Below are 15,587 nucleotides of genomic sequence, written 5' to 3' on the forward strand. Positions count from 1 at the left end.
CGCCACCCCGGTGCGGGCGTGGTGCTCACCGTGGTCTCCGAGGCCGCCCGGGCCGAGGCAGAGGCCCGCGCCGACTCCGCCACGCGGGTGGCCTGGTTGCCCCCGGACGCCCCCCGCGCCGCCCGGCGCTTCCTGGAGCACGCCGACCCGGACTTGGCGGTCTGCCTGGGGCCGGGGCTGTGGCCCAACCTGTCCCGGTCCCTGGGCCGGCGCGGCGTGCCCTGCCTCTGGCTGCTCGGGGGGGTGTATCCGGCCCCCTGGCGCTGGGCCCGGCGCCTGCCCTGCCTGTACCGCGGCAGCATCCTCCGCGCCGACGCCGTGCTGCTGGGCCAGGGCGAGGACCGGGAGGCCCTGGAAGGGCACGGGGTCCCGGAGGAGCGCATCCGCGTGACGGGCAACCCCCTCCTGGACGCGCCCGAGCCCGCCGCCGCCGGCGACGCCCGGCAGCTGCGCGCCGCCCTGCGGGGCCGGCCCCTGCTCGCCTTCGACGGCACCGAGCCCGGCGAGGAGGAGCTGCTGGCGGGGGTCTGCCAGCAGCTCCCCGCCCCCTTCACCCACTGGCTCATGGTCCTGATCCCCGCCGATCCCCGCCGGGCCTCCGAGCTGGCGGAGCGCTTCCACCGCTTCGAGCTGGAGACGGCCGTGGCCTCGCGCGGGGACACCATCCACAAGGGGACCCGCGTCTACCTCCTCGACGACCCGGCCCAGCGGCCCCTGTTCCTGGCGGCGGCGGACGCGGTGGTGCTCGGCGGCACCTGGATCCAGGGCTTCGCCGGGGCCGACCCCCTGCCCGCCGCGGCGGCGGGCCGGCCCATCGTCTACGGGCCCTACGCCCACCGGCACCGCGAGGCCCTGCGCATCCTGGACCGGGCCGGGGCCGCCCGGCAGGCGCCCAACGTGAACAACCTGCTGGCGGCCATGCGGCGCCATCTCCAGCACCCGGGGGAGGGCCAGGCCGCCGGTCGCGCCGCCCGCAAAGCCCTCGCCCCCCATCGGGGCGCGGTGGCCCGCGTCACCGATGTCCTGGAGGCCCATTGGGGGGATCGCCACCCCGGCGATTGACGCCTTGTGGAACCTCGCCCTAGTGTAGGTCTTACCCCTGGCGCGCGGCCGGGGGCCCGAACCCGTCACCAGGCACCGTTCCGCCCATGGCCCACGCCGAGCCCGTCGTCGAGGTGGAGCACCTCCACAAGGTCTTCGGGGCCCATCCCGAGGTGGCCCTGGAGCTCCTCGATCGGGGCTACGACAAGGAGGCCATCTTCGAGCGCACCGGGCTGACCGTCGGGGTGCGCGACGCCTCCTTCGCCATTCGGCGCGGGGAGGTGTTCGTGATCATGGGCCTGTCGGGCTCCGGCAAGTCCACCCTCCTGCGCATGCTCAACCGCCTCATCGAGCCCACCAGCGGCACCGTGCGCATCCACGGCGACGATGTCACCGCCATGGATCCCCGAGCCCTCATCGAGCTGCGGCGCAGCGAGATGAGCATGGTGTTCCAGTCCTTCGCCCTGCTGCCCCACCTGAGCGTCCTGGAGAACGCCGCCTTCGGCCTGGACATCGCCGGGGTGGACCGGGACGAGCGCCACCGGCGGGCCCGGGCGGCCCTGGAGCAGGTGGGGCTGGGGCCCTACGCCGACAGCCTGCCGGACGAGCTGTCCGGGGGCATGCAGCAGCGCGTGGGCCTGGCCCGCGCCCTGGCCGTGGATCCCAGCCTGATGCTCATGGACGAGGCCTTCTCCGCCCTCGACCCCCTCATCCGCCGCGAGATGCAGGACGAGCTGCTGCGCCTTCAGGGGGAGAGCGAGCGCACCGTGGTGTTCATTTCCCACGACCTCGACGAGGCCCTGCGCATCGGCGACCGCATCGCCATCATGGAGGGTGGGCGCCTCCTCCAGGTGGGCACGCCGGCGGAGATCCTCAACCACCCCGCCGACGACTACGTGCGCAGCTTCTTCAAGGGGGTGGACGTGGGCCACATCTTCCTGGCCGGCGACCTGGCCCGGCCCGACCAGGTCACCTTCCGCCAGCCCCGGGAGGGGGCCATGGACAAGCCCACCCTGGTGCGCCACCTCCGCGAGTACGACCGCACCTACGCCTTCGTCCTCGACCCCGACGGCCGCTACGTGGATGCGGTCTCCCTGTACTCCTTGGAGGCGGTGGCCGAACGGCCGGAGGCCCCGCTGGAGGAGGCCTATCTGGCCCTGGGCGCCGTCAAGGCCGACACCCCCCTGGACGAGGTGCTGCGCCTGCTCTCCTACACCGAGCTGCCCCTGCCGGTGGTGGACGGTGAGCGCCGCTTCCTGGGGGCCATCGCCAGCCCCACCCTGCTGTCCACCATGGCCCGGGCGCGATGACCGCGCGGCGCCTGCTCCCCCTGGCCCTGCTCGCCCCGGTCCCGGCCCGGGCGGCCGTGCCTTGCGGGGTGCCGGTGGCGGAGTACATCGAGCGGGGCGTGGACTGGCTGCTGGCCAATCTGCAATGGCTGTTCGACGCCATCGTGGCGGTGGTGGGGGGCCTGACCGGAGCGCTGGAATGGCTGCTGCTGGCCCCGCCCGCCTGGCTGCTCACCGCCGCCATCGTCGTCCTCGGGGCCTGGCGGGTGGGCTGGCGCTTCGCCCTGTTCGCCCTGGCCGCCCTGGCCCTGGTGGTGGGCATGGGGCTGTGGCCGGACACGGTCTCCACCCTGGCCCTGGTGCTCGCCGCCACGGTGGTGAGCCTGGCCATCGGCCTGCCCCTGGGCATCTGGGCCTCGCGCAGCGATACCGTGGAGAAGGTGGTGCGCCCGGTGCTGGACTTCATGCAGACCATGCCGGCCTTCGTCTACCTGATCCCGGCGGTGATGTTCTTCAGCACCGGCAAGGTGCCCGGCGTCATCGCCACCATCATCTTCTCCATGCCGCCGGCGGTGCGGCTCACCAACCTGGGCATCCGGGAGGTGCCCCGGGAGCGGGTGGAGGCGGGGCTGGCCTTCGGCTGCACGCCGCGCCAGCTGCTGTTCAAGGTGCAGGTGCCCTCGGCCATGCCCTCCATCATGGCGGGTGTGAACCAGAACATCATGCTGGCCCTGTCCATGGTGGTGATCGCCTCCATGATCGGCGCCGGAGGCCTGGGCGACGTAGTCCTGCGCGGCATCCAGCAGCTGCAGGTGGGCATCGGCTTCGAGGGCGGCATCGGGGTGGTGATCCTGGCCATCATCCTCGACCGCATCACCCAGAGCTTCGGCCGGCGGCGCCGGGTCTCCGTGCGCGAGCGGCTGCGCGGTCTGTTTCGGCCCGAGCGTGCGCTGCCCCGCGGCGGGGGCGGGGAGTAGGAGGTCCCTATGGGTGCCTGGCTGCGGTGGCTGACCCTCGGCGTGGTGGGCGGGGTGGCGGCCGCCCTGTTCGTCTACCTGTTTTTGTGCGGGCCCGGGCTCACCGGCCGGCCGGGAGAGACCGCCCACCGGGGCCCCCCCGCGGAGCGGGCCGGGGAGCCGCCTCCCGCGGCGCAGGGGACCGACGCCGGCACGGCCCGCACCCTGCGCATCGGTTGGACCGCCTGGTCCGACGCCGAGGTGGTCTCCTTGCTGGCCCAGCGGCTCCTGGAGAAGCGCATGGGGCTGGAGGTGGAGCGGGTCATGACCGACATCGGCATCCAGTACCAGGGGGTGGCCAACGGCGACCTGGACGTCATGCTCATGGCCTGGCTGCCGGTGACCCATCGGGACTACTGGGAGCAGGTGCGCCACCGGGTGGTCAACCTGGGGGTGCTCTACACCGGGCGGCTGGGCTGGGTGGTGCCCGCCTACGTGCCGGAGGCGGAGCTGGGCGCCATCCCCGACTTGGCGGACCCGGAGGTAGGCCGCCGGGTGGGCGGCCGCGTCCAGGGCATCGACCCCGGCTCCGGGCTCATGCAGGCCTCCGAGCAGGCCTTGGAGGCCTACAGCCTGGAGGAACTGGACCTGGTCCCGGCCAGTGGAGCGGCCATGACCGCCGTGCTCGACCGCGCCATCCGCAACCGCGACTGGGTGGTGGCGACCGCGTGGCGCCCCCACTGGATCTTCGCAGCCTACGACCTGCGCTTCCTGGAGGACCCCGAGGGGGTGCTGGGCGGCGAGGAGCGGGTCCACGCCCTTGCCCGGCAGGGCTTTCAGGAGGACTTCCCGGCCCAGGTTTTGGGCTTCTTCAGCCGGCTCTACCTGCCCCAGGAGGAGCTGGCCGGCCTGCTGCTGGAGGCCCAGGACACCTCCCCCGAGGAGGCGGTTGAGCGCTACATCCGCGAGAACCCGGCCCGGGTCCGCTACTGGCTCACCGGGGAGGTTGAAGAACCGGGCTAAAGCCCACAATCTCCCTAGGGAATTCCCGGCCAGCGAGGCTGCCATGCCCTTCCGGCCCCGGCCCTTCGCCCGCCTGCCCCGGGCCATGGAGCCCTGGGTCTTCCTGCCCGCCGCCACCCTGCCGGTGATCGTCTTCTTCGTCACCTCCTCGGACTCGGGCTCCCTGGTGGGCGACATGGTCACCTCCGGGGGCCACCCCGATCCGCCCCGCGCCCAGCGCCTGTTCTGGGCCCTGGCCGAGGGGGCGGTGGCCGGCACACTGCTCTACGCCGGGGGCCGACCGCTTTGCGCACCGCCTCGCTCACCACGGGGCTGCCCATGGCGGTGTTCTTGCTGGTGGCGTGCTTCGGGCTGGTGCGGGCGCTGCGGGTGGACTACGCCACGGCGGGAATCCCCTCCGCCGAGGAGCTCCGGCGAGGCGGGGCCCGCATGCCGGGCCTGAGCCTGGACGAGCGCGGGGAGGGCGGGCCTACTTCCGCCAGAAGGCGGGCATCAGGATGACGAAAAAGGTGAACAGCTCCAGGCGGCCCATGAGCATGGCCAGCGACAGCACCCATTGGCCGGGGGTGGAGATGCTGGCGAAGCTGCTCGCGGGGCCCACCTCCCCCAGGCCGGGGCCGACGCAGGTCAGGGTGGCGCCCACCGCCCCCACCGCCGTCTCGAACTTGCCGCCCTCCAGGGCCATCATCACCAGAGTGAGCAGGATGAAGGTGGTCACGTAGACGGCGAAGAACCCCCAGACCGCCTGGATGACCCCTTCGGGGACCGCCCGCTCGCGCATCTTGATGGGCGCGATGGCGTGGGGGTGGATGAGCAGGTAGGCCTGGCGCAGGCCCTGCTTCCACAGCAGCAGGAAGCGCATCACCTTGATGCCGCCGGTGGTGCTGCCGGCGCTGCCCATGAAGAAGCCGATCATGAGGATGAAAAAGGGCAGCAGGGAGGGCCAGGCGGCGTAGTCGGCCGTGGCGAAGCCGGTGGTGGTGCCGATGGACACGGTCTGGAACAGGGCGCTGCGGAAGCTCTCCTCCAGGGTGGGATAGGTCTGGTAGGCCGTCAGGAAGCCCGTGACCAGCAGCGCCGCCACCACGTGCAGCGCCAGGTAGGCGCGGAACTCCGGGTCCCCCAGGTAGCCGCGCAGACCCCCGCCGTGCAGGAAGGCGAAGTGCAGGGCGAAGTTCGCCCCGCCCAGGAACATGAACAGGACGATGAGGTAGTGGATCAGCGGGCTGGAGAAATGGCCCACGCTGTCGTCGTAGGGGGAGAAGCCGCCGGTGGCCACCGAACTGAAGGCGTGGGAAACGGCGTCGAAGGGCCCCATCCCCGCCGCCCACAGGGCCAGGACCGCCACCAGGGTGAGGCCGATGTAGATGAGCCACAGGGCCTTGGCCGTCTCGTTAACCCGCGGGGTGAGCTTCTGGTCCTTCACCGGCCCCGGCACCTCCGCCTTGTAGAGCTGCATGCCGCCCACCTGCAGGATGGGCAGGATGGCCAGGGCCAGAATGATGATGCCCATGCCGCCGAGCCACTGCATCTCCTGGCGCCAGAAGCGGATGGCGTGGGGCAGCTCCTCGATCCCCGACAGGACCGTGGAGCCGGTGGTGGTGAGCCCCGACATGGACTCGAAGAAGGCGCTCGTGAAGCCCGGCGTGGCCCCGGACAGCAGCAGGGGCAGGGCCCCGAACAGGGCCAGCACCACCCAGAACAGGGTGACCAGCAGGAAGCCGTCGCGGTGGTTCAGGTCGCGGGGGGCGCCGCGCAGGGTGACCCACAGCACGAAGCCGGTGCCCAGGGTCAGCAGGTAGGAATCCACGAAGGCGGTCAGGGCGCCGTCGCCGTAGTACCAGGCGATGGCCAGCGGCGGCAGCATGGCGGTGGAGAACACCATGAGCAGCAGGCCCGCCAGGTAACCGATCGCCCGCCAATGCACTAGAAGAACCCCAGGCCGACCTGAAAGAGCTTCTCCACCTGGGCGATCTTGCGCTTGTCCACCAGGAACAGGATGACGTGGTCCTCGGGCTCGATGACCACGTGGCGGTGGGCGATGAGCACCTGATCGCCGCGGACGATGGCGCCGATGGTCACTCCCTTGGGCAGGCGCACCTCGTCGAGGCGCTTGCCGATCACCCGGGAGGTGGAGGCGTCGCCGTGGGCCAGCACCTCCAACGCCTCGGCGGCGCCCCGGCGCAGGCTGTGCACCATGGCCACGTCGCCGCGCCGCACGTGGGCGAGGATGCGGCCGATGGTGGCCTGGTGGGGGGAGACGGCCACGTCGATGCCGGTCTGCTGCACCAGGTCCACGTAGGCGCCGCGGTTGATGAGGGTCACCGCCCGGCCCACGCCCATGCGCTTGGCCAGCATGGAGGAGAGGATGTTGGCCTCGTCGTCGTTGGTCACGGCGACGAAGACGTTCATGGCGCCGATGTTCTCCTCGCGCAGGAGCTCCTCGTCGGCGCCGTCGCCCTGCAGGACCAGGGTGTTCTTGAGGCCGGCCGCTACCTCCGCCGCGTTGCGTGCGTTGTGGTCAATGAGCTTCACCTGCACCGGGGTGCGCTCCAGGGCCTTGGCCAGGGAGCTGCCGATCTTGCCGCCGCCGACGATGGCCACCGTGCGCACCGTGTCCTCCACCGCGCGCAGGGAGCGCAGCACCGACTGGATGTGCTCGCGGGCGGCGATGAAGAAGACCTCGTCGCCCTCCTCGATGACCGTCTGGCCCTCCGGGATCAAGGCCTGGCCCCGGCGGTAGATGGCGGCCACCCGGGTGTCCACCCCCGGCATGCGCTGGCGCAGCTCCTGGAGCTGATGGCCCACCAGGGGCCCGTCGGCGTCGGCGCGCACGCCCACCAGCCGCACCCGCCCGCCGGCGAAGTCCACCACCTGCAGGGAGCCCGGATGCTCGATGAGGCGGTGAATACTGTCGGTGACCACCTGCTCGGGGCTGATGATGTAGTCGACGGGAACGGCTTCACGGTTGAACAGCTCGGGATGGGCGAGGTATTCGGGAGCGCGCAGGCGGGCCAGCTTGGTGGGGGTGTGGAACAGGGTCTCGGCCATCTGGCAGGCCACCATGTTCACCTCGTCGGTGCCCGTCACCGCCAGGACCATGTCGGCCGCCCCCATCCCGGCCTCCTCCAGGATGTGGGGATAGGCCGCCTGGCCCCGCACCGTCTGGATGTCCAGGCGCTCCCCCAGCGCGGCGACCTTGTCGCCGTCCCGGTCCACCACCGTAATGTCGTGGCCTTCCAGGGCGAGCTGCTCGGCCACCGGGGCGCCCACCTGGCCGGCGCCAAGGATGACGATCTTCACTGTGGACGTTCCCGTTGGTGGAAGGGGCGAGCGTGGAAAGGCCCAAAGGATAACGCAAACCGGGGGCGGGGATAACACACCGGGCCGACGAGCAACCGCACCCCTTGCCGGCCAAGAGGCAAGCTATTCTTCCTCCATGGCACCCGCGCCCTCCGTGATAAAAGGTCGTCGCGCTTGGTCTTTCTCTGCGTCCTCCGCGTCTCTGCGGTGAACCCCCGTAAAGCCTAGCTAATCCGCCGCAGCAGCGGATCCAGGAGCCGCACCGGCAGGGACCACTTCATCCCGGCGAGCAGGTAGGTGGGCAAGGTGACGTAGTAGCGGGCCCGGGGACGGCGGGCCTCCAGGGCCTTCACCGTCTTGGCCAGCACCGCCTCCGGGCCGAGGGTGAAGGGGGCGTCCTCGCTGCCGGCGAGGCGGGCGCTCACTTCCTGCTCGTAGATGGCGCGGTGGGGGCTGCGCTCGGCGTCAATGTTGGCCTGAAAGGCGCGGAAGGCGTTCTCCCGGAAGCGGCTCGTGACCGGGCCGGGCTCCACCAGCACCGGATGGATGCCGCTGCCCGCCAGCTCCAGGCGCAGGGTGTCGGTAAGGCCCTCCAGGGCGAACTTGCTGGCGTTGTAAGCCCCCCGGTAACGCAGCGCCACCAGGCCGAGCAGGGAGCTGATCTGGATCACCCGGCCGAAGCCCTGCTCCCGCATCACCGGCAGCAGGCGCACGGTCAGATCGTGGGTGCCCAGCAGGTTGACCTGGAACTGGGCATCCAGCACCTCCCGGGACAGGTCCTCCACCGCCCCCGGCTGGCCGTAGGCGGCGTTGTTCACTAGGCCGAGCAAGGTGCCCCGGGTGCGCTCGGCAATGGCCGCGGCACATTCGGCCACTGAATTCGGGTCGGCCAGCTCCAGGGGCAGAGCCTCCAGACCCTGCTCCCCGAGACGCCGGAGGTCCTCCTCGCGGCGGGCGGTGGCCAGCACGCGGTAGCCGCGGTCGCGAAGGCCAAAGGCGATGCATTCGCCGATCCCCGAGGAGCAGCCGGTGATGGCCACGGCGGGTGAATGGCTCATGGGATCCTTTCCATGGTTGTCCCGCGGCGGAGCAACGATACCGCCTTCTTGCTGGCCCCACCGGGACGCTTTAAGCGGCACAGGACCGTTTGTGGGAACGAGCAGCCGGAGGATCTAGCGCTGGGTAATCTTGAGCTCGATTCGGCGGTTCTGGCGCCGCTGATCCTCGGTCTCGCCCGGGGTGAGGGGATGGTATTCGCCGTAGCCCGCCGCCGCCAGGCGGCGCGGGGGGAGGCCCTGCTCCACCAGGGCGCGGACCACGGACAGGGCGCGGGCGGTGGACAGCTCCCAGTTGGAGCGGAACTGCCCGCCCCGCACCGGTAGGCGGTCGGTGTGGCCCTCCACCTGGATGATCATGTCCAGCCCCTCGGGGATTTCGTCCCGGGCCTGGTCGAAGACCGCCACGAAGCGCTGGAGCTGCTCCCCGCCCTCGTCCGAAAGGGACGCCTCCCCGGAGGGGAAGAGGATCTCCGACTGGAAGACGAAACGGTCGCCGCGGATCTCGATATTGGGATTGTCGGCGAACACCTCGCGCAGGCGGCCGAAGAACTCGGAGCGGTAGCGCTCCAGCTCCTCCACTCGCTCCAGGAGCTGGGTGCGGATCTGCTCTGCCATGGCCTGGATGCGCTCCTGTTGCTCACCCACCCGCTCCCGCTGGCTGGCCACACGCTCCTCCAGGGCGCTTACCTGCTCCTCGGCAGCCCGGCGCTCCTTCTCCTCCAGGGCCAGGGCCCGCTCCATCCGCTCCAGACGCTCATTGAGCGCCGCCACGCGCTCGCTCAGAACGTCCAGGTTGGCCCGGGCGCCCGAGAGCTCCTGCCGGGTTTCGGTCAGCTCCTCCTCGCGGGCCTCCCGCTCCGAGCGGGCGGCGTCCAGGTCCCGCTCCAGGGCCTGGCGCCGCTCCCGGACCGCCGCCAGCTCCTCCCGGGTGCGGGACAGCTCCGTGTCCAGCTCCTGGCGGCGCTGCCGGCTCTCCGCCAGGCGCTCCTCCAGCCGCTCGCGCTCCTCTTCGCTCTCCCCGAGCATTCCCGCAAGGCGATCCACCTGGCTGCGCAGGTTGCCGATGATCTCCTCCTGGCCCGTCACCTGGCGGGAGAGGACCACCTCGAACAGGAAGAACAGCACCAGTAGGAACACCAGGGCCACCACCAAGCCCGCCAGGGCGTCGGTGAACCCGGGCCAGATGTTGGGGGTGGGGTCGCCGCCGCGCCTAGTCCGCCGCATTCCCGCCGTCCCGCGGCTGGCGGCCCATCACCCGGGCCAGCCGGTCGATGGCCTCACGCAGGTTCCGGTTGCGTTGGTCCTCCAGCTGGTCCAGGCGGTTGCCCAGGGCGTGGAGCTCCTGGCGCAGGGTCTCCCCGGACCGGTCCAGGGTACGGTTGAGGCCCTCGGGATCCGGCTGGCGGGCGATGAGCCGGTCCATCTGCTCCGTAACGGCGTCCAGGCGGTGGCCGATGCCCTCCAGGAGGGCGGCCTGGTAGGCGGGGCGGTCCTCCGCCTCCAGGTCCAGGTCGCGGGGCCGCTGCTGCTCGCGCCAGAAGGGCAGCAGGTCGGTGACGATGATCTCCTCCACCCGGGTCTGGCCGTGGGCCACGGCGCGGGCCAGCTGGGTCTCGGTGAAGCCGAGCACCAGCGAGGAGCCCAGGCCGAAGAGGCTGGTGGAGAAGGCCAGCGCCATGCCGGCGATGGGGTCCGCCATGCGCTCGCGCAGGGCGCCCACGAAGGCGGCGACGTTGTCGTACTCCTCGGCGGAGAGGGTGCCGATGATCCCCTGCACCCCCTGCACGGTCTGCAGCAGCCCCCAGAAGGTACCGAGCAGGCCCAGGACGATGAGGGTGCCGGCGAGGTAGCGGGGCAGGGAGCGGCGGCTCTCGGCGCGCTCGCCCAGGGAGTCCAGGAGGTAGGGCAGGGTGGCGTGGTGGTAGCCGCGCGTCACCACCTGGTGCAGGGTGCGCATGAACTCGGTGATGCTGCGGTTTTCGCCGTAGAGGATGGCCTCGTTGGCCCGCTCCGGCGGTTCCATGCCCTGCTCGGCGTAGCTCAGGTAGTTCTCCACCCGGTCCAGGTAGCGGTCCTCCTGCACCAGCTCGTAGAAGTGGCGGAAGACGTCCGCCAGGCCCACCACCAGCAGGAGCAGGATGATGCCGTTCAGGGGCGGGTTGGCCTCGAACAGGGGGGTCAGGGAGGAGGCGAACAGCCCGGCCGCCAGGGCCACCACGGCGACGAACAGGACCGCCCGCACCAGGTACCGTACGCTGCGTCCGCCTTGCTCCATGGTCGTCCCCTGTAGTCCGTGGCCCCGTCCACTGTACCGCAAGCGGGAACGGAGGCCATACCCGCCCGGAGGCCGCCTATGCGGGACCCTCCCGCAATCGGGCCACGGCGGCCCCCGGATCGGCGCCTGTCAGGGCCTCCCCCGGCACCACCAGGGTGTCCGCGGAGGTGGCACCTTCGGGGGGTGGGGCGCCCGGGTCGTCGGGAAGGGTCAGGGAGCGCTCCGCCGCCTCGGGGACCCCGCCGAAGGGGTCGGCAGACCCCGCCCCCGCGACGACGTGCACGCGGGCGGCGTCCCCGGGGGCCCTGGCGGGGGGCCAGGCGACGCCCATCCCGAAAGTTTCCAGGCGGGCGGCCAGCTCCTCCGGAAGGGCCCGGCCCGGGACCACCCAGTCGATGCCGGTGGCGGCGAGGGGCCCCATCCAGTCCGGTTCCGGAAGGGGGATTGCGGGGAAATGCAGCTCCAGGGGCAGGGGCACCGCCCCCCGCAGGGCCGCCAGGAGGTCCCGGGCCACGGGGTCGGCGGGGCCCCCCGCCACGGCGAGGCCGTCCACCCCGGCATCCCGCATGGACCACGCCCACTCCACCGGCGCACCGGCCGCGCCGGCCGGCAGCAGCGCCACCAGGCGGGGAGCGTAGGGCCGCGGACCGTTCAAGCCGCTGCCTCCGGGGCTTCCAGGCAGGCGTAGTAGAAGCCGTCCATGCCCTGCTCGCCGGGCAGGATCTGGCGTCCGGGGCCGTCCGGACGCCCCCAGTCCGCCTCCGGTGTGGCGGTGCGGGCCCCGGGTTCACCCTCCAGGAAGGCCGTCACCACCTCCCGGTTCTCGGCGGGCAGCACGGAGCAGGTGGCGTAGACCAGGCGGCCGCCGGGGCGCAGCAGGGGCCACAGGGCCTCCAGCAGGGCCCCCTGGCGGGCGGCCAGCGCGGGGATGTCCTCCGGCCGACGCAGGTGCTTGATGTCCGGGTGCCGGCGGATGACCCCGGTGCCTGAGCAGGGGGCGTCCACCAGGATGCGGTCGAAGGGCCGGCCGTCCCACCACGCCGCGGGCGCGGTGGCGTCGCCGTGGACCAGCGCCCCGGCCTCCAGCCCCAGGCGGTCCAGGGTCTCGCGGATCCTCGCCAGCCGGCCGGCCTCGGCCTCCACGGCGACCACCTCGGCCCCCGGGGCCCAATCCAGCAGGTGGGCCAGCTTGCCGCCCGGGGCGCTGCAGGCGTCCAGGACCCGCTCGCCGGGCCGCGGCGCCACCAGCGCGGCGGCCAGCTGGGCGGCGCCGTCCTGCACGCTGACCCGTCCCTCGGCGAAGCCGGGCAGGGCCCCCACCGGCAGAAACTCCTCCAGGGCCACCGCCCCCGGAGCGGCGTCCAGGGCCGAACCGGGGATGCCCGCGGCGGCCAGCCCCTCCAGGTAGGCGGAGCGGTCGCCCCGCACCCGCAGGGTCAGGGGCGGCGGGCGGTTGCCCGCCGCCAGGACTGCCTCCCAGTTCTCCGGGTAGCCCGCGCCTAGCGCCTCCACCAGCCAGTCCGGGTAGGCGTGGCGGAGGGCGGGTGAGCGATTGTCCACCCGGGCCAGGCGGTCGTCGCGCTCCCGCCCGAAGCGGCGCAGGACGCCGTTGACCAGGCGTCGGGCCCAGGCCTGCTTGCCGGTAAGCGCTCCCACCGTAGCCGAGACGGCGGCGTAAGGGGGGATCCCCGTGTGGGAGAGCTGGTGGAGGCCCACCAACAGCAGGGCCTCCAGGCGCTTTTCCTTGCGGGGCAACGACCGGTCGAGCAGGTCGTCCAGGACGGCGCGCAGACGCACGGCCCAGCGCACGGTACCGGTGGCCAGCTCCCGGAGCAGGGCCCGGTCCGCCTGCCCCAGCCCCTCGTAATCCAGGGCCGCCTCCAGGCGCCAACCCTCGTGGAGGACCGCCGAGACGGCCGCCGACGCCCGGCGCCGCACCTCGCTGCCGGCGTCCGCGCCGGTCCGTGGTGCCTTCCGCGTCCGGGCTCCCATGGCGGCTCCTCCCGCGCCCCGGTTCAGCCCAGGGCCCGCAGGCGCTCAATGCGGTCCTCCAGGGGCGGGTGGGTGGAGAACAGCTGCATCAGATCCTGTCCGGACAGGGGGTTGACGATCATCATCTGCGCCGTCTCGGGGTGGCTCTCGGCGCTGGCCATGGGCTGGCGGCTGGCCCCGTAGGCGAGCTTCTCCAGGGCGCGCGCCAGGGCCTCGGGGTCGCCGCTGATCTCGGCGCCGCCCCGGTCCGCCCCGTATTCCCGGGCCCGGGAGATGGCCATCTGAATGAGGCTGGCGGCGATGGGGGCGAGGATCATCACCAGGATGACCCCCACGATGCCGAGGGGGCTGCCTTCCTCGTCCTCGCCGGGCCGGCCGCCGAACAGCAGCATGAACTGGGCCATGTTGGCCAGGGCGGAGATGGCGCCGGCCACGGTGGCCGCGATGGTGGAGATGAGGATGTCGCGGTTCTTCACGTGGGCCAGCTCGTGGGCCAGCACGCCGCGCACCTCGCGCTCGTCGAGCAGGTCCATGAGGCCCGTGGTCACCGCCACGGCCGCGTGCTCCGGGTTGCGTCCGGTGGCGAAGGCGTTGGGGGAGCCCTCCTCGATGATGTAGACGGCGGGCATGGGCAGACCGGCCCGTCCGGCCAGCTCCTCCACCGTCCCCCAGAGGCGGGGCGCGCTGTCCCGGTCCACCGGCTGCGCCTTGTACATGCGCAGCACCATCTTGTCCGAGAACCAGTAGGCCCCCGCGTTCATGGCCAGGGCGAAGACCAGGGCGATCACCATGCCGGTGGTACCGCCGATGACGCCGCCCACCACGACGAACAAGGCCGTTAGGCCCGCCATCAGGACAGCGGTCTTCAAACCGCTATGCATCCTCGTTCCCTCCTTTGGGTATTCGTTGTCCGGCGATATGTCTGGGGATATCGGTCGGCCTATGGGACAGCCCTCCGGCCCCGGGGTTCACTCCGGCCCCGGGTCCCCGAGGCGCTCGCCGGGGCACAGGTGACCGCCGTGCAGGGCCGCCGATCCCTCCATGCGCTTGCGGCCGGGGGGCTGGACCTCCTCCAGGAGCAGACCCCCGTCCCCGCAGGCCACCAGGGGCAGGTTGTCCGCGCCCGCGGCGACCGTCCCCGGGGGACCGTCGGGAACGGCGGCCACCGGCCGGCTCCGCCACACGCGAAGGCGCTCGCCGCGATGCCCGGTATGGGCCACCGGCCAGGGATTGAAGGCCCGCACCCGGCGGTCCAGCTCCTCCGCCGGCCGACTCCAGTCCAGCTCCGCCTCCTCCTTGGTGACCTTGGGGGCGTAGGTGGCCCGATCCGGGTCCTGGGGCACCGCCTCCAGCGTGCCCGCCCGCAGGCGCTCCAGGGCCTCCGCCAGGGCCTCCGCGCCCAGGACCGCCAGGGCGTCGTGCAGCTCCCCCGCGGTCTCCCGCGGCCCGATGGGCCGGCTCCGCTGGAGCAGCATGGGCCCGCTGTCGAGGCCCTCCTCCATCTGCATGATGGTGACCCCGGTCTCGGCGGCCCCGTCGAGGACCGCGCGCTGGATGGGCGCCGCGCCCCGGTAGGCGGGCAGCAGGCTGGCGTGGACGTTGATGCAGCCCAGGTGGGGGAGGTGCAGCACCTCGGGCGGCAGGAGGAGGCCGTAGGCGGCCACCACTAGCAGGTCCGGGGCCCACTCGCGGAGCACCGCCCGCTCCGCCTCCCCCCGCAGATGGGCGGGCTGGGCCACGGGCACGCCCGCCTCCTCGGCCACCACCTTCACGGGGGACGGCCGCAGCCGGCGTCCCCGCCCCGCCGGGCGGTCCGGCTGGGTGAGCACGCCCACCACCGTCTCCCGGCCCTGGAGGAGGGCCCGGAGGCTGGGGACGGCGAAGTCGGGGGTGCCGGCAAAGGCGACGCGCAGCGCGGGCTCGGGAGCCTCGGGGCCGGTCATGGGACGCTCGCGCGGTTGGGAAGGGGAGGACGCCAACCCTCAGGCGGGGGTCGCCTGGAGGCGCTTGTCCTTCTCCATCTTCTTGCGCACCCGGCTGCGCTTGAGCTTGGAGAGGTAGTCCACGAACAGCTTGCCGTCGAGATGGTCGAGCTCGTGCTGGACGCAGCGGGCCGCTAGCCCGGCGAAGCGCTCCTCGCGCTCCTGGCCCTCACGGTCCCGGAAGCGGGCGGTCACTTCGGCGGCGCGGACCACGGGCTCGTAGACGCCCGGCAGGGAGAGGCAGCCCTCCTCGCCGTCCTGCTCCCCTTCGGCGTCGACGATTTCCGGGTTGATCAGGGCCAGGGGCGCGTCCCGCTCCTCGCTGGTGTCCATCACCAGCAGGCGGATGTGGCGATCCACCTGGGGCGCCGCCAGGCCCACCCCCTGGGCGGCGTACATGGTCTCCAGCATGTCATCCACCAGGGCGCGGATGCCGTCGTCCACCTCGGCCACGGGCTCGGCCGGAGTCCGGAGCCGGTCATCGGGGTAGTGAAGGATATCCAGAACAGCCATTGCCTGCTTCCTGTATGGCGCTTACGAGGGAGTTATTCGACCGATATCGTAGCACAATCCGTCCGCGGGGCGCCGTTGACACCGGCCCGGCCTTTTGCCAACGTATCGCGCGCTTCGCGCTCGGACGCACCTATTTAGAGACCACGCAAAGCGCC

At 72.4% G+C, this 15,587-nt stretch carries 14 protein-coding genes and 1 pseudogene; 5 read left to right on the plus strand and 10 right to left on the minus strand.

What is annotated here, in order from left to right; all coding sequences use genetic code 11:
* From ACLFRB_RS01700 to ACLFRB_RS01720, 5 genes and pseudogenes are all read left to right on the plus strand, one after another.
* On the plus strand, window positions 1–1,062 hold a 1,062-nt coding region (locus ACLFRB_RS01700; RefSeq protein WP_411067269.1), incomplete at its 5' end, for a 3-deoxy-D-manno-octulosonic acid transferase.
* A gap of 86 nt (window positions 1,063–1,148) precedes the next feature.
* Complete coding sequence (gene proV, locus ACLFRB_RS01705) at window positions 1,149–2,351, plus strand: glycine betaine/L-proline ABC transporter ATP-binding protein ProV (RefSeq protein WP_411067270.1); 1,203 nt, start codon at window positions 1,149–1,151, stop codon at window positions 2,349–2,351.
* Window positions 2,348–3,307 carry an ABC transporter permease gene (locus ACLFRB_RS01710; protein WP_411067271.1) on the plus strand — a complete coding sequence of 320 codons (960 nt, stop codon included), beginning with the start codon at window positions 2,348–2,350 and terminating at the stop codon, window positions 3,305–3,307. The genes proV and ACLFRB_RS01710 overlap by 4 nt, the downstream gene beginning before the upstream one ends.
* Before the next feature lie 9 nt (window positions 3,308–3,316).
* Entirely contained in the window at window positions 3,317–4,309 is a 993-nt protein-coding gene (locus tag ACLFRB_RS01715; protein ID WP_411067272.1) for a glycine betaine ABC transporter substrate-binding protein, read from the plus strand.
* Window positions 4,310–4,421: 112 nt separating this feature from the next.
* A pseudogene (locus ACLFRB_RS01720) lies at window positions 4,422–4,810 on the plus strand (BCCT family transporter); the annotation flags it as partial.
* Here ACLFRB_RS01720 and ACLFRB_RS01725 read toward each other — a convergent pair.
* From ACLFRB_RS01725 to def, 10 genes are all read right to left on the minus strand, one after another.
* Complete coding sequence (locus tag ACLFRB_RS01725) at window positions 4,779–6,236, minus strand: TrkH family potassium uptake protein (protein ID WP_411067273.1); 1,458 nt, start codon at window positions 6,234–6,236, stop codon at window positions 4,779–4,781. The pseudogene ACLFRB_RS01720 and the gene ACLFRB_RS01725 overlap by 32 nt on opposite strands.
* Window positions 6,236–7,612: a Trk system potassium transporter TrkA gene (gene trkA, locus ACLFRB_RS01730; protein WP_411067274.1), complete on the minus strand. Its 1,377-nt coding sequence runs from the start codon at window positions 7,610–7,612 to the stop codon at window positions 6,236–6,238. Before trkA ends, ACLFRB_RS01725 begins: the two co-directional genes overlap by 1 nt.
* Window positions 7,613–7,836: 224 nt before the next feature.
* Entirely contained in the window at window positions 7,837–8,670 is an 834-nt protein-coding gene (locus ACLFRB_RS01735) for an SDR family NAD(P)-dependent oxidoreductase (RefSeq protein ID WP_411067275.1), read from the minus strand.
* A 114-nt stretch (window positions 8,671–8,784) separates the two neighbouring features.
* Window positions 8,785–9,894, minus strand: a complete 1,110-nt coding sequence (locus ACLFRB_RS01740) for an OmpA family protein (RefSeq protein WP_411067276.1) — start codon at window positions 9,892–9,894, stop codon at window positions 8,785–8,787.
* Complete coding sequence (locus ACLFRB_RS01745) at window positions 9,881–10,945, minus strand: hypothetical protein (RefSeq protein WP_411067277.1); 1,065 nt, start codon at window positions 10,943–10,945, stop codon at window positions 9,881–9,883. Before ACLFRB_RS01745 ends, ACLFRB_RS01740 begins: the two co-directional genes overlap by 14 nt.
* Before the next feature lie 76 nt (window positions 10,946–11,021).
* Complete coding sequence (locus ACLFRB_RS01750) at window positions 11,022–11,600, minus strand: hypothetical protein (protein WP_411067278.1); 579 nt, start codon at window positions 11,598–11,600, stop codon at window positions 11,022–11,024.
* Window positions 11,597–12,937, minus strand: a complete 1,341-nt coding sequence (gene rsmB, locus ACLFRB_RS01755) for a 16S rRNA (cytosine(967)-C(5))-methyltransferase RsmB (RefSeq protein WP_411067279.1) — start codon at window positions 12,935–12,937, stop codon at window positions 11,597–11,599. Before rsmB ends, ACLFRB_RS01750 begins: the two co-directional genes overlap by 4 nt.
* Before the next feature lie 23 nt (window positions 12,938–12,960).
* A complete protein-coding gene (gene htpX, locus ACLFRB_RS01760; RefSeq protein ID WP_411067280.1) occupies window positions 12,961–13,818 on the minus strand; it encodes a zinc metalloprotease HtpX in 858 nt (285 codons plus the stop codon).
* An 87-nt stretch (window positions 13,819–13,905) separates the two neighbouring features.
* Window positions 13,906–14,850, minus strand: coding sequence for a methionyl-tRNA formyltransferase (fmt, locus tag ACLFRB_RS01765; RefSeq protein ID WP_411067346.1), 945 nt, complete (start codon window positions 14,848–14,850; stop codon window positions 13,906–13,908).
* Window positions 14,851–14,919: 69 nt separating this feature from the next.
* Entirely contained in the window at window positions 14,920–15,432 is a 513-nt protein-coding gene (def, locus tag ACLFRB_RS01770; RefSeq protein WP_411067281.1) for a peptide deformylase, read from the minus strand.
* Between the last annotated feature and the right edge of the window lie 155 nt (window positions 15,433–15,587).

Source organism: Thiohalorhabdus sp. (assembly GCF_046545655.1).
Classification (GTDB): domain Bacteria; phylum Pseudomonadota; class Gammaproteobacteria; order Thiohalorhabdales; family Thiohalorhabdaceae; genus Thiohalorhabdus.

What these genes read in the sequence shown, in the direction of transcription:
- def (WP_411067281.1), bottom strand. Translation starts at nt 15,432, where the DNA reads ATGGCTGTTCTGGATATCCTTCACTACCCCGATGACCGGCTCCGGACT.
- ACLFRB_RS01745 (WP_411067277.1), bottom strand. Translation starts at nt 10,945, where the DNA reads ATGGAGCAAGGCGGACGCAGCGTACGGTACCTGGTGCGGGCGGTCCTG.
- ACLFRB_RS01715 (WP_411067272.1), top strand. Translation starts at nt 3,317, where the DNA reads ATGGGTGCCTGGCTGCGGTGGCTGACCCTCGGCGTGGTGGGCGGGGTG.
- ACLFRB_RS01710 (WP_411067271.1), top strand. Translation starts at nt 2,348, where the DNA reads ATGACCGCGCGGCGCCTGCTCCCCCTGGCCCTGCTCGCCCCGGTCCCG.
- htpX (WP_411067280.1), bottom strand. Translation starts at nt 13,818, where the DNA reads ATGCATAGCGGTTTGAAGACCGCTGTCCTGATGGCGGGCCTAACGGCC.
- ACLFRB_RS01740 (WP_411067276.1), bottom strand. Translation starts at nt 9,894, where the DNA reads ATGCGGCGGACTAGGCGCGGCGGCGACCCCACCCCCAACATCTGGCCC.
- proV (WP_411067270.1), top strand. Translation starts at nt 1,149, where the DNA reads ATGGCCCACGCCGAGCCCGTCGTCGAGGTGGAGCACCTCCACAAGGTC.
- rsmB (WP_411067279.1), bottom strand. Translation starts at nt 12,937, where the DNA reads ATGGGAGCCCGGACGCGGAAGGCACCACGGACCGGCGCGGACGCCGGC.
- ACLFRB_RS01735 (WP_411067275.1), bottom strand. Translation starts at nt 8,670, where the DNA reads ATGAGCCATTCACCCGCCGTGGCCATCACCGGCTGCTCCTCGGGGATC.